At 41.9% G+C, this 21283-nt stretch carries 15 protein-coding genes; 2 read left to right on the forward strand and 13 right to left on the reverse strand.

Features of this window, described 5'->3' with window-relative positions; translation table 11 throughout:
- Window positions 1-206 precede the first annotated feature (206 nt).
- A complete protein-coding gene (locus EFY79_RS17280) occupies window positions 207-1514 on the forward strand; it encodes a glucosidase family protein (protein ID WP_123121993.1) in 1308 nt (435 codons plus the stop codon).
- Window positions 1515-2137: 623 nt separating this feature from the next.
- Here the strand turns inward: EFY79_RS17280 and EFY79_RS17285 are convergent.
- The 8 genes from EFY79_RS17285 to EFY79_RS17325 all read right to left on the reverse strand — a co-directional run bounded on the left by EFY79_RS17285 (window position 2138) and on the right by EFY79_RS17325 (window position 14129).
- Complete coding sequence (locus tag EFY79_RS17285; RefSeq protein WP_123121994.1) at window positions 2138-3769, reverse strand: serine/threonine protein kinase; 1632 nt, start codon at window positions 3767-3769, stop codon at window positions 2138-2140.
- A gap of 1 nt (window position 3770) precedes the next feature.
- Window positions 3771-4538, reverse strand: coding sequence for an FHA domain-containing protein (locus EFY79_RS17290; RefSeq protein ID WP_123121995.1), 768 nt, complete (start codon window positions 4536-4538; stop codon window positions 3771-3773).
- Window positions 4539-4561: 23 nt separating this feature from the next.
- Window positions 4562-8686, reverse strand: a complete 4125-nt coding sequence (locus tag EFY79_RS17295; protein WP_123121996.1) for an FtsW/RodA/SpoVE family cell cycle protein — start codon at window positions 8684-8686, stop codon at window positions 4562-4564.
- A 3-nt stretch (window positions 8687-8689) separates the two neighbouring features.
- Window positions 8690-10084 carry a PP2C family protein-serine/threonine phosphatase gene (locus EFY79_RS17300; RefSeq protein WP_123121997.1) on the reverse strand — a complete coding sequence of 465 codons (1395 nt, stop codon included), beginning with the start codon at window positions 10082-10084 and terminating at the stop codon, window positions 8690-8692.
- 92 nt (window positions 10085-10176) lie between these two features.
- Window positions 10177-11127, reverse strand: coding sequence for a hypothetical protein (locus EFY79_RS17305; RefSeq protein WP_123121998.1), 951 nt, complete (start codon window positions 11125-11127; stop codon window positions 10177-10179).
- Between the two features lie 434 nt (window positions 11128-11561).
- A complete protein-coding gene (locus EFY79_RS17310) occupies window positions 11562-11984 on the reverse strand; it encodes a VOC family protein (protein WP_123121999.1) in 423 nt (140 codons plus the stop codon).
- Between the two features lie 192 nt (window positions 11985-12176).
- Window positions 12177-13361: an MFS transporter gene (locus EFY79_RS17315; protein WP_123122000.1), complete on the reverse strand. Its 1185-nt coding sequence runs from the start codon at window positions 13359-13361 to the stop codon at window positions 12177-12179.
- A 264-nt stretch (window positions 13362-13625) separates the two neighbouring features.
- Complete coding sequence (locus EFY79_RS17325) at window positions 13626-14129, reverse strand: GNAT family N-acetyltransferase (protein WP_233578043.1); 504 nt, start codon at window positions 14127-14129, stop codon at window positions 13626-13628.
- Between the two features lie 261 nt (window positions 14130-14390).
- Here EFY79_RS17325 and EFY79_RS17330 point away from each other — a divergent pair, with 261 nt between their 5' ends.
- The gene (locus tag EFY79_RS17330) at window positions 14391-15278 is read left to right on the forward strand and encodes a hypothetical protein (RefSeq protein WP_148041961.1); all 888 of its coding nucleotides are present in this window, start codon (window positions 14391-14393) and stop codon (window positions 15276-15278) included.
- 17 nt (window positions 15279-15295) lie between these two features.
- On the opposite strand, the gene abc-f is transcribed toward EFY79_RS17330, so the two are convergent.
- The 5 genes from abc-f to EFY79_RS17355 form a co-directional block, all read right to left on the reverse strand.
- Entirely contained in the window at window positions 15296-16882 is a 1587-nt protein-coding gene (abc-f, locus tag EFY79_RS17335; protein WP_123122003.1) for a ribosomal protection-like ABC-F family protein, read from the reverse strand.
- A gap of 378 nt (window positions 16883-17260) precedes the next feature.
- On the reverse strand, window positions 17261-18064 hold the full coding sequence (locus EFY79_RS17340; protein WP_123122004.1) for a PIG-L family deacetylase: 804 nt from the start codon (window positions 18062-18064) through the stop codon (window positions 17261-17263).
- Between the two features lie 64 nt (window positions 18065-18128).
- Window positions 18129-19334 (reverse strand): glycosyltransferase family 4 protein, encoded by a 1206-nt coding sequence (locus EFY79_RS17345; protein WP_158605242.1) that lies wholly within the window; start codon window positions 19332-19334, stop codon window positions 18129-18131.
- Window positions 19335-19782: 448 nt separating this feature from the next.
- A complete protein-coding gene (locus EFY79_RS17350; RefSeq protein ID WP_123122006.1) occupies window positions 19783-20055 on the reverse strand; it encodes a hypothetical protein in 273 nt (90 codons plus the stop codon).
- 19 nt (window positions 20056-20074) lie between these two features.
- On the reverse strand, window positions 20075-21283 hold the full coding sequence (locus EFY79_RS17355) for a family 1 glycosylhydrolase (RefSeq protein WP_123122007.1): 1209 nt from the start codon (window positions 21281-21283) through the stop codon (window positions 20075-20077).

Here is a 21283-nt window from a genome sequence, read left to right on the forward strand (position 1 = left end):
TCGTTCAAAATATTACCCGCTTAATTTGATAAAATTCTCTATAAGTACAAATAGCAGCTAAAAAATCCTGTAAACAATGAAGTTTACAAGGATTGACAAATTGATTCTTCTTTTTGTGGGATGGAGAAGATTCGGATATCTACCATAATTTTATTTTTAATTGAGGGAAATTCATTTTAAGAATTCCATATTTTCAACATGAAAAAATGAAAAGATTTACTTTGATAACATCTATCATTTGCATTGGTTTACTATTAAATATAAATGCAAGCCAGGCACAGACGTCCGAAAAACTCGCGGAAAAAATTTTGAATGATCACAAACTTGATACAGTGCTGGAGAAAGCGAAAGCGCTGTTGAGCAAGGGGTTTAATGCGGGAGATGGGTATCCGCAGGTATGGATACGTGACCTTAATACTTTCATAGAACTGTCCTGCCTGGTATATGATCATACAACCATCCGTGATAATCTTCTTACTTTTCTTTATTTACAACAACCGAATGGGGAGATTGTAGATGGATATGCTTTAAAAAGGCATGTTACCTGGGGCGATCCCAATATCTATACGTCATCGTATGATACTTTACATATAGGCTTTAAAAATACCGTTGAATCTGACCAGGAAACATCATTGATACAGGCTATTGATAAATATATAACGATCGTCCGTGATACAAGTATTCTTCATGAAGAGATTGCAGGAATGCCCGTACTCGCGCATCTGGGCCGTTCGATTGACTATCTTTTAAAAAACCGGTATTCGAAAAAATATAAACTTTTAACAGGCGCTACTACACAGGATTGGGGCGATGTGCAAATTGAAGGAGGCGCTGTCGTTGATGTGGATGCGAATACACACTGGGCAATTGATATTTATGATAATGCCATGTTTGTAATTGCGCTAAAAGATATGATTCATTTTACCCAGGATCCGGCTGAAAAGAAAAAATGGGCAGATTTAAAAAAACAAACAGAACAAAACATCCGGAAATATTTGTGGGATTCGACAAGGCATAAATTTATTCCGCATATTTATATTAATAAAAGCCCGTTTCCAAAAAGTTTTGACGAAAATAAAATATACTTCCATGGTGGTACTGCCATAGCAATAGAAGCCGGAATATTGTCAAAAAAAGAAATTGAATTAGTGAACAATGACGTGCTGAGGAATGTAAAATTATCGGGCGCCCCTTCGATAGGATTAACATTATATCCACCTTACCCTGATAGCTTCTTCAAGGGTTCAAATACCTGTAAGCCCTACGTCTATCAAAATGGAGGCGACTGGTCGTGGTTTGGCGGAAGGATGATTCAGCAACTGGTCCTGAACGGGTTTGTACAAGAAGCCTATGATGAACTTCAACCCATGCTGGATCGGGTTATCAGAAATGACAAATTTTATGAATGGTATAGTGTAGATGGCAAGCCAAAAGGCTCGGCAGATTTTAAGGGATCAGCCGGCGTGTTGGGAAAAGCAATTGATATGTTACGCACATGGGCAAAAAACCAGTAGAAAAGCGGCCGCTGATCTGTTTTTGATTCTTGTTTGAGATGGCAAGATTAATCATCACATACTTCTCTTTTTTTGGAATTCCTGTATCAAACTGAGACACATGCTGTATCAACCGGAAAGTTTTGTTTTTTCCTGGTTTTTAATCAACTGTAAATTAAAGTATAAGTAACTGGCATTAAATTTCTTGTATGCATTTGCAAAAAGTTTGAGAATGTAGTAATCTGTTAGTTGGCGTTGTATTAATTAGCCAATGTGAAACAATAAATCTGCAATATTTGTTCGTTTACCGGAGTGGTCGGTATAGAAGGTACCGACCGTATCATGAAGAGAGAAAATAAAAAACTTATGATATTTATCCATTTACTGAATAAGAATAACGGTGATGCATAAACGAAAAGCATAAGAATAAATTATAGTAGTTCTTATTATCAAAAGATTTTATCGTATTGGTCTTGATAAGCTGTATCATTGCCGTGCCTGTTTGAGGACCGAGTAATGTGATAATCAGGCAAAGAAAAAAAGTGAAAATAAAAAACAGGATAATTATTTGTTTACTGTTTAAAAGGTAAGAACATTCTTAACAAATAGCAGGCACCGGGCTCACAGTTTTTCCAATACAAACATTAGTATTTCGTTTCCGGTTTAAAATCTTTTTTCATTAGCCAGCCTTTAATGGGCTTTCCATCGGCATCGATAAAGATCGCGTATTGGAAGTCGCCGTTTTCTTCCTTAAGGGTAAGGGTAGCATCACCAGCCGTCAGGTAAACGTCACTTCTTTTGTTGGTATCCGGGGCGTCGTAAAAATAGGTGTCTTTTAGAATCGCATAGGTCCCGCTGTGCCGACGGTAATACTTATTGGTAACAGGTGTGTTTTTTTTAGCCGGCTTATGGCTTGTATGAGCAACGGGCTTATCCGGCTTTTTGGGTGGGGTTCTCCTGTGTTCTTTTATTGTTTTATCGCTGGCCGGAGTAACAGCAGGAGTTGTGGCCGGATCCCTGTTTGCCTCTAATTTATTGTTGTCGACATTGGTAATAGTTGGTGGCGGAACGTTGTTACCGGGTTTTAAAAGTTTATCGTAAGCTGCATAACCACCCAGCCCAAGGGCCACGATAAATACAAGGAAAAAAAAGGATTTTGACACGCCGTTTCGCGTTGCAGCCAGGGAGCGCTGGGCTTCTATCAGTTCCCGGTCGCGGGTTTCAACAAGATATTGAAGGTCTTTCACCAGGTTTTCCTTTTTGGCAAGAGCAGCCTGCAACACCACTAATTCTTTTCTTAATGCAAGTTCATCTGCAGCCGGCTTTACCGGTTGCGCTAAAATGGTATCAACGGCTTTTTTCCTTTCATCACTGATGGTACCCCGTTGGATAAATTCCTGCAACTCGCAGCCGTTAGTAAACCGGTTGGCAGGGTCTTTTTCGAGGCATTTATAGATCATGCTCAGCAGCCATACGGGAATCTCCATTTCCCTTTGCTGCTTGTCGGCGCTCCAGTCTGCGGGCAGGGCGTTGCGCCGGAGGGTGATGATATCAGGTGGCAATTTTTCCATGTGAGCCAGCATCACTGCATTGCGCGCCATCTCTCCCTTATTGCCCAGCGGAAACGGAACGTTGCCGGTGAGCAGTTCAAACAAGACAACTCCATAACTGTATACATCTGTTTCCGTAAGCGTTTCCCCGGTGCTTTGTTCCGGCGCCATAAACTCTACAGCGCCTGCATACCGGATGCTGGTGCGCCGTTGTTCATCAGACATTACTGAGAGTCCAAAATCCAGCAGCACATAATTTCCTGTACGCTGGTTGAATTTTACATTGTTGCTTTTGATATCTCCATGCTTGATATGGGCGCGGTGGCAATGTGCGAGCGCATTGGCGAGGTGGTCCGCTACTTTCAGCACTTCTTTTACGCTAAAAACCGGGTCATAAGGAGGTTGCAGCAATTCACCAAGGTCAGGTCCTTCAATGTATTCCATTTCAATAAAAGGAAGATTGCCTGAGCTGGTGATGCCCGATGCGATGATGCTCACCACGTTCGGGTTGGGAACTTCGTTTACCCGTTTTAATTTTTGCACTTCATTTTGAAAGGAAATAAAATGTTTGTCGTCATCATTTTCGCTGGCGATTGGTGTGGGAAGGATCTTGATGGCGGTAATAATCTCGCCGGTTTTACGTGCTTTATACACCGAGCCCTGCCCTCCCGATTTCAATGCTCCGAGATTTTCCAAACCTTCTGCTATGGTAAAAATCTTTGCCATTTTATTCTTGTCCTGAATAGGTGAATTCCAATACGGCCATATCGCCCAGGATCACCTGGTCGCCTTCCTCGAGGCGGTGGCCCACTTCTATTGCCTGCATTTTTATTAATACACCTTCGGGCGTGCGCACTTTTACTTTATTATTTGGAGGTATTCCACCTTCATCTGCAAAAATCAAAAATGAATTGCTGTCAGCTTCCCACTCGATGTGGGCATGCTGGCGGCTCACAGCACGATTGCGCTCTGTAGGCATGAAGGCAATCGCATTTTTTCTTACATAATTTCCGGCAGCCTGTACTCTTGATTCGCGGCCGATATTGATCCTTCCACCAGATGAATCGAGCAGGTAACTTTCCTGCTCCGCTTCGCCATTCAAAACCTTGATGAATGCGCTGCTTTGTTTATTGGTTAACCCTGATCTTTTGGTGGAAATAAAAATGGCTGCATCCATTCCTTGCAACAGTTCAGCTTGTGGCGGAAACAGGTTGGTAAAAGAAACCTCCAGCCTGAGAGAAGATGGCAGGCTAATAGCATAATCGTCTGCGATCTTCTGCACTTCCTCAGTCTTAAATTTACCGGGAATGCCGGAATATACCGCAGACTCATACAGGTGTTTATCATATTCACTGCAATTGATAAAAAGATATATCCCCAGTATAGTCCCTCCTTCACCTCCCTGCATTCTTTGCAGCTTTCCCTTTATGTTTTGCAACAGGATATGGCGGATGCTTTTTACGTCAGGTGTTTTTTCTTTAGATAAATTAAACATATCGATGTTGTTTTTTTAATGAGTTAATGTGTATCGTGATCAGGACGACGCATGGTGAGGTCATTTGTATTATCAACCTGCGGTAGCTTTTTCACCGGATCGAAACTTTTTATGTAATTGTTTTCCAGTAGCAGCGGGATGATGTGAGCACCCGCAAGCGCCATGGCATCGCTCGAACCTTTTGTTCCTTCGATACGGATACATACCACAACGTGACCGGAGTCGTTAGCAGCGGGAGCAAAAAAGACGTACCAGCCGTCGTTGATATTTTCTCCCTTCACGATTCTTTCAGGTGTTCCTGTTTTGCCTGCAACAAAAATTCCGAACTGTGATTTTTTCGGAGCGCTTTGTTCTCTCATATAAGTTTCAAGATACTGTGCGTACACCGGGTCGCCGGCAATTGAAATGCCTTGTTTGGGTTGCGTCGGATGGCCGCTCACGTTAAGCACATACCGGGAAGGCATCATGATACCATCATTGGCAATCCCCGAAGCGATGCGTGCCACAGATGCAGGCGTGGCCACCAACTCGCCCTGCCCCCAGGCCATTCCTGAAACGCCAAGTGCCCGTGTACGGCGTATGTTGTTAGGATCGTACCGTTGCAAACTTTTAAATTCTGTCTCCCGCCAAAATTGTCTCCACTTTTCCTGTTGCGCAGCATTGTTATTGTCATTTTCAAAATAATAGCCGCCTACACCACGAAGGAACATTCCTGATTGCATGTACAGGTTTACCATCTGTTCCTGTAACTGGCCTTCATTAGCCAACCGGATGAAGAATGAGTTATTGGATTTTACAATGGCTTTATCCATATTGATAAGGCCTGCTTCGTCTGGCTCGGGACCGGTTACTCTTATCAAATCTTTCGGGTAGACCCGTATTGTTTTTTTAGCAGCGGCAACACCGAGTTTGTTGAACGCAGCCATAGCGGTAACCAATTTTGCTGTGGAGCCGGGCTGCGTGGCATGCGTGAATCCAATATCAGTGTTTACATTCCAGCCGGGTAGCTTATTGAGTTCATTTTGAGGCAGCGTTAGTTTGTCCCAATCGTTTACCGGCGGCAGCGGCCAGCAGGCTGAAGCAAGTACATCACCGGTGTTGTCTTTCATTACAACCACGGAAACCTCTTTCCTGTTTACGCTATCATCCTGTTGCAAGGCGAGCTCAATCTTTGTCTGCAATGCTGCATCAATTGTAAGTGTTACATCCCTGTTGCGCTTTTTAAATTGGGCAACCTGGTCGCTGTTAATTCCGGACGTAAGTAAATCAGCTAGCGCGCTGAAATCTCTTTTAACGACAGTCATTTCTGTGCCGGATACCGGCAGAAATTTTTCTTCGCGGTAGCGATCGGCGCTCACCTGGTATTTTTCAAGAGGAGCAGGAAAACCTCTGAGCTCCGCTGCGTGAGCGTATTCCGCAAAATAACCATTGCTGCCACCGGAAAATACGCCTGTGTTGGCATCGCCTGTCCAAAAGAACAGGTATTCACCGAACGGATAATAACGGTCCTGCCTTTTATAAGAAAGCGATTCGATATTTTCGGGGGGTACGCCCATTGCCAGTAATGCCTCTTTCTGACTTTGCACCAGCTTCAGATCGCTTGATGCCAGCAACCTACCGTTCCTGTCGTAAATATTTCCTGCCTGCAGCCTGTTCATTAAGATACTGATTCTTGGGTTGTAACTGTACATCCTTGAACCGCTGCGATCGACTACCAGTGCTGGCTCTACGACCCATTTTTTGCGCTGAAAGGTATAGGCCGACACGTTGACAATCAATAACACGATGACAGCACAGGCCGCCAGCAAGGCCGGCACGAGGTTTTTATCCTGTCTGCGGGAAATGTAAGCCATTTGCGCCTGCGTTCCCTTTAAACGCGATACGCTCAGTAAAAAGCCTATCGCCACCATACTACATAAAAGTGAGGTGCCCCCGTAGCTGGTAAAAGGCAATGCCACTCCCGACAGCGGCAGGGCGCCGGTAGAGCCTCCTGCAATCAAAAGAAACTGAACAAATAACCCGATGCCTGCTCCGGCGCAGAGGTAAAATAAAAAGGGCGGCCCCGCTTGTCTACCGATAATAATTGACCGGTGCAGCAACACGAGGAATAAAATAAAGATGCAGGCAATACCCACCCATCCGAATTCTTCACCAATGGCAGGCAATATCATATCGGTATGGGCTTCAGGGATCGTTTTGCCGAAACCTTCACCAGCGCCTTGTCCCGTAATGCCACCTGTAGCAATGGCCCAGATGCCGTTGGCCACCTGGTCGCCGCCATACACCTGGTTATTCCATGGGTCAGACCAAATAGCTTTGCGGTCAACTAACCTGTGTATGGGACCGGGGATAACTTTCGCTAAAACCGAAACCTGGTCAAGCAAGAGGAACCCGCTTACCACTACCAGCGCCATCACCGATGATTCACTTAGTCTTCTTTTTCCAATAAGCATAAAGAGCAGCATGGCCCCGATGGTAACCCCGGTTGCCATCCACACATTTTTAAATATCCAAATGGTGAGTGCATACACGAGCATAGTGGCCACCATCTGTATAAAATCGCCTCGCGAAAAAGAGAAAAGTATGATGAAGGTAAAACAGCAAATAATTGCCGGTCCCAGGTCGCCGATGATAAGGAACAATAAAATAGTGGCCACAATAGCGATAACAGCAAATACAAAAAAGGACACACGCTTTTTAAAGGAAGGATATTCTGAAATGAACTTTTCATTGATGGCGAAGAAGCCCGCCAGGAAAAGAATAACCATATATTTTACCACCTCACTAGGCTGAAATCCAAATAAATTTACTTTAACGCCGCTACCCTCGGGGCCGGTACCAAAGAGGATGTCAAGGCACAACAATCCCACAGCCGCCAGCGCCCAAGGCCAGCCATTGGCAGCCCTTCTTTCATTTTTAAAAACAAACAGGCGATAGAATCCTGAATCAGGAGTAAACTTTTTGAGGTTGATAAACTGGAACGCCATGATGGCGCCCATCCCTATGCAGAAATAGATAAAGGTGGTCTTCACCAGGAAACGGTCTCTTAACGGATCCTGCAGGCTGAACAAGGCAATAAACGAAAGTCCTGTGAGTATCATTACTACCGGCAACAGCAACTGGTCGGCGGCGGGGGAGCGGATTGACAGGACGATATGCGCCAGCAGGAAAGAAGCAAAAAATGTAATAACAATCATGCGAAACCAGTAAGTCACTTCCTCCGGCGTTCTTACAATAAAGGCCTTTTCTTTTTTCAGCGTATTAAAATCCTGTGTTGAAAAGAGCTTTATCGTATGCGGTGACTGTACGAAATGGAACGTAGCGCTTCCGTGAAGTTTTTCCACTCCCTTCGAAGGCCCGAATTCATAGCCGGGCTGAAGAGGAATCAGGTCAAAAGATTCGTTTACTGGCAGGCCTGAGAACAAAAAGTTCCCTGAAGCATCAGTACGGGCATAAGCATTAAATGATAGCGGCTGCAATTTTTTTGTCGAATCGCGGTAGAGCACTTTGCGGACACCATTCTTAAATTGTATAACATTGTTATCGTCATCCGTTGCTCCACTCGCATCGTCGTGGGGAACCAATAGCCGCAGCCGGAGCAATGCGCCTTGTACCGGCGCGCCACTTTGATTTTTTATAGCACCAGAAATAGTGCCTGTGCCTAATCCCACGTTGGTTTGTGCAGCCACCTGCATGGGATGCTTTTTTTCTTTTTCAAAAGAAGTGGAGTCTTCAGCAGAAAAGCCCAGCAAATTCCTCGAAAGCTGTACCCGTCTTTTAAAAGAGGCGCCGCCTTGCGAAAATGCCTGGTCTGCATTTATGAAATAGGGCTTTTTATTTAACGTACCTGCATTGTCAACCTCTATGCCTGGTGTTTTTGCTGTCGCAACAGTGGCGGCGATAAAGGCAATATCTTTCGGATCTTCGAAATACATTCCTTTTTCCAGCACCTCTTTCATCCTTTCCCCCGGCTTATCATCGTTTAGGTTGATCATGGTTCCCTTTGCCATGCGCGTGCCTGCTTCGGCAAAATCACGCTCCAACACCAAAAACATTTTCCAAAACAGGAATGCCATGATGATGCCGGTAAGCAATAAACACGTACGTTCCGCATTTCTGTTTTTAAACCATGAGCCGGAATTTGTCATACATTACCTGGATTTTGTCGGGGTGAAGAATAGGGAATCTTTAAACTGGCCTGAGACCACGGAATCCTTAAATGCCACTTTATATTGAACCGGAACGCGACAGTTGATAAAGCGGACGTGCCTGAACGTGATATTGTTCTTTTGGATCACAAAGCCCACATCAAAATTTTGAAATACCACGCTGTCAATTACAATATTTTTTGCCGCAACATCAATGATAATGGCAGGGCCTTTATACAAGCTGTCGGCCACGAACACGGCCCCATTGCCGGAAAGGTAAAAGCTGTCTTTCGCTATCGTTAGCGGGGCATCCAATGGGATAACATCGTTATCCGTTGGCAGCGAATACAACTTCGATGAGTCGCTCAAGTGTACCCTCAATTGAGTGAGCCATTCGTTCGGTTTCTTTTCTATGCTCAGAATAACGCTGCCGGGGGTAATCTCTTTTTTGTTGTTCTGAAAAGCAACAGTTAGCGAGATAGCGCCCAGGCCAATCAAAATAATAACGATGAACGCCATCATTCTGCGGTTTTTCTTTTTAGCCTGGGCCAATCCCGTTTGTGGCAAAACTTCATTGGTAACAACAGGAGCTTCAGTTTCCGCTTTTTTTCTTTCTATAGCTACGGGCGCTTCCTTTTGCTTCGGCCAGTTATTGTTTTGTACGAGCACCACTGTAATGTTATCATTTCCGCCAGCCTCATTCGCCGCATCTACCAGCGCCTGCGCTTTGCCGGCAATATCATTCTCTACAATTAACACCTGCATAATCCTGGCTGAAGAAATCATATCCGTAAGTCCGTCGCTGCAGAGAAGAAGCTGATCTGCCGGAAGAAATGGCGATTCTCCTGTTTCAATAAAATCTTCGGCTAAAGCAATATTTTCTTCGAACCCCAGGGCTTTGTTGATCTCGTTGCGCCTTGGATGGAGCATCGCTTCCTCCTCTGATAGTCTTCCAGAGTCTTCCAAAAAGCCAACTACCGAATGATCATTAGATAATTTCACCAGGGAATGATCCCTGAGCAGGTAAATTCTGGTATCGCCTACGTGGGCAAACGAACAAATATTGTCTTTTTTATCAACCACCACGCAGGTAAGCACGCAGGCCATTTGATCATTGCCTGGTTCTTCCTTTTTGGCCTCATTTATTTTTACATTGGCGGCGATAATGGCCTTGCAAAGCGATTCAATTACATTCTCTTCGGAAATACTTTCCAGCTTTTCCACGATTACCGTCCGGGCTATTTCGGCAGCAATGTCGCCACCCTGGTAGCCACCCACACCATCGATAACCCCCGCAACCAGCAGTTGTGTGCCGGGAATTTCGCGCGCGAAGAAAGTATCTTCGTTCTTCCCGCGGCGTTTGCCCTTATCCGTTATGCCATAAAAATATTCAGCCATTTTTATGAGTTTGCCTGATGTCAGAAAAATTGACCACCAATAGCACAATGCTGATCACTAACAGTCCTATTGCTAACAGTGAATCCATATTGCTATACTTTGAATATGTTGATTGATACGATGCCGTTCAATACCATCCTCGAGTTCATGGGAAGCACTGTCCACACGGGTGCATCCGGGTAGCTCTTCGCTATCTCGTTTTCATTTACCAGCGTCTTTTCTCCAAATGAGGCGATGTAAAACTTATCAGCCGTTTTATCATAGCGCACAGACAGGTGAGGGCTGGATACCCAATCAGAGGGAACCCGGAAAACGCCGGGCTGATCAGGCTTTTCGTCGCTTCCCGATATCAGGAAAGCTTCCTCCTTAACGAGGTATTCAATCTTTTTGCCCACATATTCTTTTTCCGGAACGGTGGCGTCGAGCCGTGCAAAGTAGCGTGACCGGCTTATGTCGCTTGTGTCACCGGCTTCGAGTGTATCCTGCCAGGGCATTTCATAATAGCCATCGCTGTAGTAGGTAAAGTCTTGTAATAGATCGTCAGCAATATCAAACGTTTGGGCAATACCCGTTTGACGCGGAATGAACGTGACGCGCAGGTTTTCCTCTCCTCTGTGCACCTTGCCCGGAAGCAGTTTGCCTATAAAACTTTTGTCGCCTTTCCCGTAATCGGGGTGAGATACAAAGCGGAACACCCATTTGTTGGCAGAGGCGGTAACCTTCTTTCCCTTACGGCGGTGCTCCTGCAATATGCCGTAAAAAGCCTTTACAGATTCTTTTATGATCAGGGAAAATATGCCCCTATTGTTATCCATAAACTTATTGTAATCAGGAGGACTGAAGCAAATGATGTATTCATGGTAAAATATGATGCGGTCTGCAAAAGATAGCTCGGCGATGGATTCTTTAAATTTTTCAATGATATACTTGTAAACAAAATCCGGCGTCATCGAAACAGTTTCGCTATAACTGGTTTCTTTTTTTAAAAACCAGCTTTGCACGCCTGTGCGTTGCCAGAAGGTAGGTTTTGTAGTTGTGGGCATTGGCTACTCTTTTAAATCGTGATCATGATTGTGTTCGACTGAAAAAGCTTGTACATAGCTTGGCCGTCATTCACAATATTTCCTTAAAATCTTTGAGTAGAAATTTTTGATACCAATGCTGTAGTTAAAGTAAAACTATCTTCTATACGCAGGTGGTGATTAATGAGTAACGTGCCGCGACACGATTAAAACGATTACTGTTTGAGAAATGAAAGTAACAGAATATTTCTTAAAGGATTGCCAAAGCTTTTTTGCAGTCGTGAAGAAAAACTTAAAACTCAGTGATGTTATATTCAAAGAACCTTCTGCCGGAAACATCAGCCTGCCTGTCGGCCGTTAGGCCGGTTGAAAAACTACGAGGGAAATAAAATAAAAAAAGCTGATTTTTGTCTGTCTACCGGTCAATTCCCGTGCTGCGGTTGGCATTGATGTCATTACAGTTTTATATTGTCATTTTCGTCAAGTGGCCAAAACGGATTATAAGCAACTTCAAATAAATATCCGTCCAGGTCTTTGAAGTAACCACTGTAACCGCCCCAATAAACTTTCTGTGCAGGTTTTACAATTGTGCCACCAAGTTTTTCAACTTGTTCTAAAATGTCGTCGACTTCTTTTTCCGATTTTGTGTTGTGGGAAATTGTTAATCCCGAAAATGTTGCCGGCTGATATGTCAATGTCGTGTCGTCTGCAAGTTCCTGTCTTGGATGCAATGCTAAAATAATTCCGCCCAGATCAAACAACGCCAGATTATCCATACTTTTTTCCGACTTTTTCCAACCAAGCCCATTTTCATAGAAGTCTAAAGATTTTTGAAAGTCGTCAGTTCCGAGTGTTATCAGGTTTACTTTTTGTCGCATTACTTTGCCGTTTTTGATGTATTTGTATAATTTCCAATAACATGCTAATTTATATTAAAAACTTTGAGAGAGGCAAAGGTCTTAATCATTTTGAAATCTTTCGCTCTCAAAAGAACTTCGAAATAATCGAGCCTATTAACCACCCGGCTTTAAACCACATGGGATGCGATATTACAGGCAGCGCGCTTGTCTTTATATGTCAGTTGTTCCATTTGCAGGTTTGGGAATGGTAAAAAAGTAAGCGAAAACAATTAGTGTCACAATTGCTGTCAGTGTAAACGCAGTTGCTGCACCAAACTGAAACCAGATAAGCCCGGTCAATGAGCTTGCGAGCATAGTACAAATACTTTGCAGGCCCGAAAATGTTCCGATTGCCGTTGCTGTGTCTTTTTTGTTGGTAATGTTTGAAATCCACGCTTTGGAAATTCCCTCCGTCGCTGCTGCATAAATGCCATACAGAAAAAACAAGCCAAAGAATAAATAAATATTTGTGTTGATTGCCATTCCAAGATATACTGCAGAAAATAAGGCAAGTCCTGTTACGAAAACCGTTTTAAGCCCAATCCTGTCCGCAAGAATACCAACGGGAAATGCAGACAATGCGTAAATAAGATTGTAAAAAATGTAAACACCAATTACTGCCGTATCGTTAAGCCCCGTTTCTTTCGCTTTAAGAAGCAGAAAAACATCCGAGCTGTTGAACAACGTAAATACCAAAAGTCCAGCTACTAATTTTTTATAGGCCGGTGGACTTTCTTTCCAATAATGCAGGAATGCAAAAAGCGAAACCGAAGTTTTGGGTTTGCCTGCCGCCCTTTTTTTGTCTTTCAGTAAAAAAGAAACAATAACGGCAAAAAGTCCCGGCACAAAAGCAATGTAAAAAAGTGTTTTGTAGTTGCCTGGATAGTAATATAGATAAATCAATGCCGACAGAGGTCCGAGTACCGCGCCCAGAGTGTCCATTGAGCGATGAAAGCCAAAAATTTTTCCTTTGGTTTGTGGGGTTGCTTCATCAGAAAGTATAGCGTCTCTTGCACCTGTCCGGATTCCTTTACCAAAGCGGTCTATTGTTCTAGCAAAAAATATCCAAAGCGGATAAATGAAAACTGCCATCATTGGTTTTGAAATCGCGCTGAAGGCATAGCCTATCTGCACAAAGGGCACTCGTCTGCCCGAAGCGTCGGAAAGTTTGCCGAAATACCCTTTACTAAGCCCCGCCGTAGCTTCGGCAACGCCTTCAAGTATGCCAATAAGAACAACTGAAAATCCAATCGTTTTTAAATAAATGGGCATAATCGGATACAACATTTCACTTGCTGTGTCGGTAAGCAGACTTACTACTGATAAAACCCAAACTGTGCGTGTAATATATTTCAACTTTTGTCCTGTTTCTTTATTGGGTTATTGCTTGCTGTGGGGCCGCTATTCGGTCCAGGGATTTGTGCGATATTCGACATTCCTGCCCGCCCTGAACTGTTAGCCGAATGTAGAATAAAAAAGTTGATTATTTGTCTGCCGACTGGTAGGCTGATTTGGTTACTAATGGAATTTGCCCGGCCCCGACTGATGGAGGTTGTGGCACCAATATGGATGTTTATTTCTGCAGCCTCCTTCGCGCAAAACCTGTTAGTGCAAGTTTTGCTATGCTATCCGTTTGCCTAGAATTTTCAAACCGCGCTCATAGCCGTCTAGTAATGCGATGTTTGGAAGAGTTCCCCATTCTTCAAAGCCAAAGTGCCTAAATAATTTAAGACTTGGTTCATTGTGTGAAAAAATAAATCCTAATAACGTCTTGATTCCGTAATCCGGGGCTTTATCAATACAATATTGCAAAACTTGTTTGCCCAGGCCCTTTCCCCGATGGTTTGTATCTAAGTAGATGCTGATTTCTGCAGTTGCATCATATGCCGGGCGTCCATAAAAAGATTGGAAACTTACCCAACCTATTATTTGTTGTGTGCTATCTTCAATAACCCAAAGAGGTCTTTTTAGCGGGTCATGTTCTTCAAACCATTTTTGCCTGCTTTCCACCGAAACGTTCTCAGTGTCTGCAGTAACCATCCTGGATGAAATAGTAGTGTTGTATATTTCTACAATTCTGCTCAGGTCTGGAAGATTTGCATCTCTGTATTTTATGTCAACCATGTTTTTAATAATGTGGTTAAATAAAATTGGCGCTTAACGGCGACGCATTGGCGATTGCAGGCTAATTTATGATTTTCTACAGGAACGCCTGCCAGTAAACGAATAAAAAGTTGAGAATATATTCATCGCCACGCCATATTGCCAAACCGAATCCTATGTTTACATTTTCAATAGATGTGTGGGATTAGCATTTTTGTCTTTACCGGTATGTGTCCATATTTTATTTATTTTCGCGTAAATTTTTTTACCTCAAAGGCTGCTATGAAAAACAATTCAATTCTGTTTCAGTTTCTCGCAATAATCTGCACATTGTCAATAACTTTCTCTGCCTGCAAAAAAGATCCGGCAGGCATTTCAAATATAATTCAGCAAGGGAACACAACTATAGAAATCAATGCTATTTATACAGGTTACTATTTACAGGTAAGATATAACAACGTGATAAATGCGCCAATCCGTGCTACCGTCAGGGTTTATCAAAATGGAAAGACGATGGATGTTCCTGTAAATATCCCTGCCGCTTATAAAAGCTTGCAAGAATGGAACGAGGATGATTTTATAAACACCTGGAATTATAACGGGTATTACGATTCAACACGCGTCAATGGCTTACCTGTAATAACCGGCACTGTTGATTCTGTGAAAATAATCGCCGCAAGCTGCCCCGACAAAGAATATGGATTTAGAATCGTAGGCGGCAATATCGATTGGAGCGCTTTTTATCATCCCACAGATCCGAAAACAACGGTAAGTTTCATTTCTAACACCGATACCGTTTTATATAGCGATTATGACTTTAGCAGCGGAACAATTTTTTATAACAAAACGTCAAAATTGTATCGTTTTGTTATGTACAACCTGACTTACCAGGTATATGCTGCGCCCGCAAACTACCCTCTACAGGCAGGGATGACAATGGATGTACCTATTTTTATTTATTTCTGGAATGGGAGAAATTACGGGCTTCCGGCAGAAGGGCCGCTGGCAGGAACTAATGGTTCTACCGTTAAGCTTACCATCACCAACGTATCAGATACTCACTTCGATGCCAGCTTTTCCGGAAAAGTATGGGCATCACGCCTTGCAGATACACTATTTATTTCCAGGGGAGAAATTAAGAATGCTTTATTACCCGTTATTGATCAATAATCGTTTCAGCACTTCCGTCAAAGTTGCATGGTGTGCTCAATTTTTATTTGCTCTAAAAATGTTTCATCGTGTGATACAACGATTAATGTTCCCTTGTATTCGTTAATGGCTGCTGTCAATATTTCTATATTTTGGATGTCCAGGTTGTTGGTGGGCTCGTCCAAAATAATGATGTCTGGCGACTGATTCCTAATAGTGAGGCAACAAAGAATTAAACGCATTTTTTCTCCGCCACTCAATGCGCTGCAAGATTTATCCCAATCGTCTTTGGTGAATAAAAACCGGTTAAGCCTGATTTTGAGTTCGTGTTCCTGTAATGCGGAAACGTTAAATTGCTGCGCTTGTTCATATACGCTAAGATGGTTGTCAATCAACGAATAATCCTGGTCGATGTAAATCACTTTATTGTCTGACCGGTAAACTGTTCCTGTCTGCGATTCTAACTTGCCTAAAATTATTTTGACTAAAGTGGTTTTGCCCGAACCGTTCAAGCCTTTCAATACAAGGCGTTCGCCACTTGTGATTTGGAAAGTCAAATTGTCTTTCCACAATGGTTGATGATTGTAATTATAATTCATATCCTTCGCTTTAAATAGAATTTTTCCTCTGTGTAAATAAGAATTGTCAAAGCCAAATTTCATTTTATCAATTTCAGGTAAAGCGGAACGTAGTTCCTGTAACTCTTCTTTCATTCCAACAATTTTTTCTGTGTGAACCTCTTTCAATTTTGAAGTGCTGTTTTCTGCATGGTTTCGTAGGCTGTTCATCATTATTCGGGCAACACCCGCTTTTTCCTGTTTAGCCTTTCCCCGGCTGTTTAATTTTTGTTGCCGTTCCAAAGTTTCCCGTTCCTTTTCTTTCGCTTTTCGCAATGCCTTCTCCTTGCTCTGCAAATCCCGGTGTAAGGCATTATTTTCTTGTTGCTTTTGGCCTGTATAGAAATCATAATTGCCTCCGTAAATTGTTATCCCACGCTTGCTTAATTCAGCTACCTTACCAAAAAGATTTAAAAGTTTTCTGTCGTGGCTCACGATGAGTAAAGTACTTTGTGTGGACTGAATAAAACTGTACAAAAGCTGTCTGCCCGCAATATCCAAATGGTTTCCCGGTTCATCAAGCAAAACCAGTTCCGGTTGATGAATGGAAATACCTGCCAGGAATACTTTTGTTTTTTGTCCTCCGCTTAGTGTTGCCATTTTTTGCGATAAGTCCAAATCGGTTAATTGCCAATATCTCAAAGCTTCATTACAACGCTCTTCAATCGTCCAATCATCGCCAAGAACTGAATAATTTTGCTCACTTACGTTGCCTTTAAGAATTTCCTGTAAAGCATTGAGTTTGTTTTCAACTTTCAAAGCTTGTCCGATGGTAAGGTGATTATATTGCCCGAAAATTTGCGGAACAAACCAGGGTTCAGCATTTACAATAAGTTTTCCGCCCGAAGGCTTCAATTCCCTTGCGATAAGTTTCAGTAAAGTAGATTTTCCTGAACCGTTGTTACCGATTAAAGCTATTTTTTCGTGATCGTTTACTGTCAGATTGATGTTGTCAAACAACAGAGTTTTGTTGGGATGTATATATGACAGGTTTTGTAAAATAAGCATAATTTCTTTCTTTTAAAGATGAATGGAATGGTTAAACCGGATAGTGGTTTACCGTCTTTAATTTGTCTGAAAGAAATTATTTTTTACATTCTTGCCGCTTATTCTTTGCTCTGCAAATATAGAAATTATTTTTCTCTGCTTCCGTTGGATCCCTGCAAGGAAGCTTTGAATTAAGCGTTGTTCGAAAAGTAAATTCTTATCTAATAAACGCTTATTCAAAATTTGAAACTTTATTTTATTTACCTAATACCTCGGCCATTTATTTTATAAAGCCACATCTCTCAAATCTTTTGCGATAATAATTCCTTTACACAGGATTGCGCTAATACCGAGATAAATTATTTTCGATTGCAGCTTCACCAATATCTTATTTAGTTGTTAGTTAATTGTAATAAAATCAGCATTTCGAAAACACCATTGTTCATATTGAGCAATATCTTCCTTTAATGTACTGTATCCGCTCATATCAAATACCGCCTTCTCATACGCTGCCAACATTCCTATTTTCCAAAAAAGGTTTGTAGAAGATATACGGGCCGGTGATTTACAGGCATATCCCGAAAACACTGCCCGGTGACATACTGGTAAAATATCCATAGCTTGTACAGCGAGGCCTGTGGCACAATGATCAGGATGTTCAAATAAATTTGAATTAGTTTCAGGAATCAGATAATTAATCCAGGTATTGCCTGACCCTTTGCTTTCATAATTAACAACTTCATTCAGGGTGCTACAAAAATCTTCCCAGCTATTATAAACCGTTGAATGATCAACTGCATTAATCGTTAAAGTATCCCGCAATTTTAACCGGCTAAGGCTTTGATAAGCATTAACGGAAAATCCATTTCCATCCAGGTCGCCATCAGGCAATCGAAAAAAATAACAGGTGGCATTGTTCAAGCGCCAATAATTGATACGGTGCTGATTCATTTCCCTTAAGCCACCCGATTCGTTGATGTAAGAATGAGCTGCGATGCAAAAGCGGACAGAGCTCTTACACCCTTCTTCACGGGCAGCCCAGTATTGTGGGCCCATTCCTGCATCCCCGGCAGTAGTTATAATTATGACTACTTTATTTTTAGGGTTTGTCAAATCCAAAAATACATTCGGGTTCATAAAAAGCTGCCAATCATCAGCATGAGCCACTATATAAAAGGAGATTTCTTCATCTTGTATTGCCATACAATTTTTTTAGAATGATCCATCAAAGCCATGTTGTAAATGCATTAATTGTCCTCCTTTAACATCAAACTTTCTTTTGTAAAGAATCTTCATTAATTATTTCTCTTACCAGAGATTGATTATTGAGACGATTGAGGTTTTTTAGGGGCTTTAGATTTGTAGAATCTTTTATAGCACGTTTTTGTAAAATATTTGCAACGAGATTTGTATTAGTGGCTACATTGAAATATTTTTCTATTCTTATTCTGCCTGCGGCGCCCATCTGTCTCAGCATCGCGGGATGTTTTAATAATTCTACAATATTTAAGGCAAGATGTTCCCAATCGGCGGCGAGCAGTCCCGTTGTTCTGTTTTCCACAATTTCAAGAACACCGCCTATTCCGATAGCTACCGTTGGGCATTCACAGGCCATCGCTTCCATTAAAACCAATGATGTTCCATCACTTCTGGAAGTATGGGCAAGTATATCCAGTTCAGAATAGATTTCCGCATTATCAGTCTGCCAGTCTATAAAATGCAATTGTGTATCTAATTGCATTCGTCTGCGTATACAATGCAGTTCCTCTTTCATGCTGCCGCCACCTACCATAACAAATTGTACTGCCGGCATTTGATGATGAATCTGCTCAGCGGCCTTTAAGAATAAATCAGGGCCTTTTTCATATTCGAACCTTCCCATAAAACCTATTATCGGAATATTTTTCGGTATGCCTAAGGAATCCCGAAAGCTTGTAGAATCCCGCTTTGGAATAAATGCTGAAACATCTATTCCATTCCTTATCAGATCTACATAAAGAGGCGGAACACCTAGCGACAGTGCTTGTAAATAAGCCTGTTGGTTATTTGTAATAATATGTGATCTTACCGTTCTCGTTATCCCCAGTTCATGGGAAGTAATCTCCATGCCGTGAACGGTTGCCACCACGGGTTTTTGTGTGAGTGATCCAACCAGTCCCGCCAGGGCATGTGCCTTTGGCATGTGGGCATGTATCACATCAATCCGGTGGCTCCGAACTAATTCGGTGGCCATTTGAATGGAATTCCACAGTGGGTTATCTTCGATAGCTGTAACATACACGCCCCCAATATTTAGATCCCTCAGCAGCGAAGTAAATCTGCTTTCATAGGGGCATATACACGTCAATTGAAATTCATCAGGAAGATAGGAAATGAAGTTTTTTAAATAATTTTCCATTCCGCCTCTGTCAGCATTTCCAATAATTTCGAGAACATTAATATTCGGCCGGTTAGTATGCACGATTTCGGGCATAAGGAGTTTTTTCTGCATTCTTACTAAAGGAAGGTTAGGTTTTCAATTTCAAATCATATGCCAGTCGAATTGAAAATTTAATCTTGATTCATCTACAAAAAATCGAATAGTTTTTTTTGAAGTGAAGCCTTAATTTTTTTAGGGAAATAAAGTGGCCGGGTCTGGTAAAGATCTGCCAATACTATAGCTTTCGATGCAGGCAAATCATATCGGCTTCTATAGTAAATAATTAGCTTACAATTGATTAAATGAAGCAGCTTCTAAGAGATGTTGAGGGCGATTCCTGACGATGATGCCAATTGTAGCTAAAAATCTACAAAAGGGACATAATAGCGAAGTGGGGAATTCATCAATATAAAATTTACATAAATTCTGTTTATATCAAATCAAAACTTTTGCCTATCAAATTTAGATAGATTGATATATCAAACCCGGCGGAACAACAGCATTATAACGGAGGTTGGGGTGAAATACATCGGTTTGGCATATTTTTTACAATAACCTTAAAATAGATCATGGATAAAAATACAAAAGCCCCACTATTTAAGAAGCCGGAACCGGGTTGCAGGACCGCATTGCTACAGGCATCTTCATCTTCCATCAAAAGTTCTTCAACACAAACCTGTTGTGATGAAGAAGAAAACGTAAATGATAGAATCTGCGCATCAGAATTGTTTTCACTGTTTACAGCGGACATCATTAAAAAAGAAGTTATTTTCATTCGGTGATAATTAACCAGCCTAATGATTATGAAAAACAAGGCCAAAGCTTTCTTCCCTGATAATATCTTTCCATTCCCCGATAAGTTTTTTATAAGCAGTACCCACGGGCATAATCTTTCTGTTTAGATCATACAATCCTAATTCATTAACAACTCCGGCATCGTTTCGCAACGCTGAATCCCAATCTACCTGGTGAGTTAAGCTATACCACGTAAATCCTATCACCGGTATTCCATCATATTTCAGACGATGTACATTGGCCCACTGCTTTAAAAGCCATTCTCTGCATGCAGGCATTTTAATATTAGTTTCGGTATGCATAATAGGTAACCGGTATCTTTTATAGTATTGAGACGTGATGACGTAATATCCAAATATTTCACCTGCGGCCTGGGTGCTGCCATCGGGGTGTACAATATGTTCGTTGGTTACATAATAATCATTTCCCATAATACATTTGGCTTTCACCTGGTTATCTGTAAACCATTGAAATTCATCCTTTGTGAGGCCGTTACTTAAAAGATATTCATACATTGTTACATTTAGGGGATAACCATACGTAAGATCAAGGGAAAGAAACCTCTTTTGGTTAAGAAATCTTGCTAAAGGAAGTGCCTTGGGATCAATTGCATGAAAGTATTCCGATGACTCACTTTGGATAAAAGTAGCTTCAGGTTGAATTTTGAGAATGGCGTGCATGGCCATTACATTTGCTTTGCAAATATTTTTCAATGCAGTTACAAATGCTCTATCGGATTGAAGCCGTTCATTCCACCAACCATATTGTGCTGAAAACATGGCAGCAATGAATATTTCATTAACGGGGGTGTAAAGATTTAAATAGGGAAATCGGTTAGCGAATGCCCCGGCATATTCTGCAAAATAATGAGGGAAGTCAGGGTTTTGAAAATTGCCAAGCCAATCGGGTATTCCAAAATGACACAAATCAACTATAGGATAAATTCCTAACTCCTTCAAGCGATTAAAAGTCATGTCAGTAAATTCCCAATCATAACATCCGGGAGCCGTGTGCACCCGGTAATATGGTGGCCCATATCGTAAATATTCAATTCCTAATTCTTTTACTAATTTAAAATCAGTTTCCCAATGCTCATAGTGGCAACACTTTTCCATCTCATCTATTCTTTTGGTAGTGCCATCAGGCAAAAGAATTGTAGGATAACTGTTTTCTATTCCTGTGGAAAACATAAAATTTCTACCAGCCAT

It is taken from the genome of Hanamia caeni, from assembly GCF_003721595.1.
In the GTDB taxonomy this organism is placed as follows: Bacteria; Bacteroidota; Bacteroidia; order Chitinophagales; family Chitinophagaceae; genus Ginsengibacter; species Ginsengibacter caeni.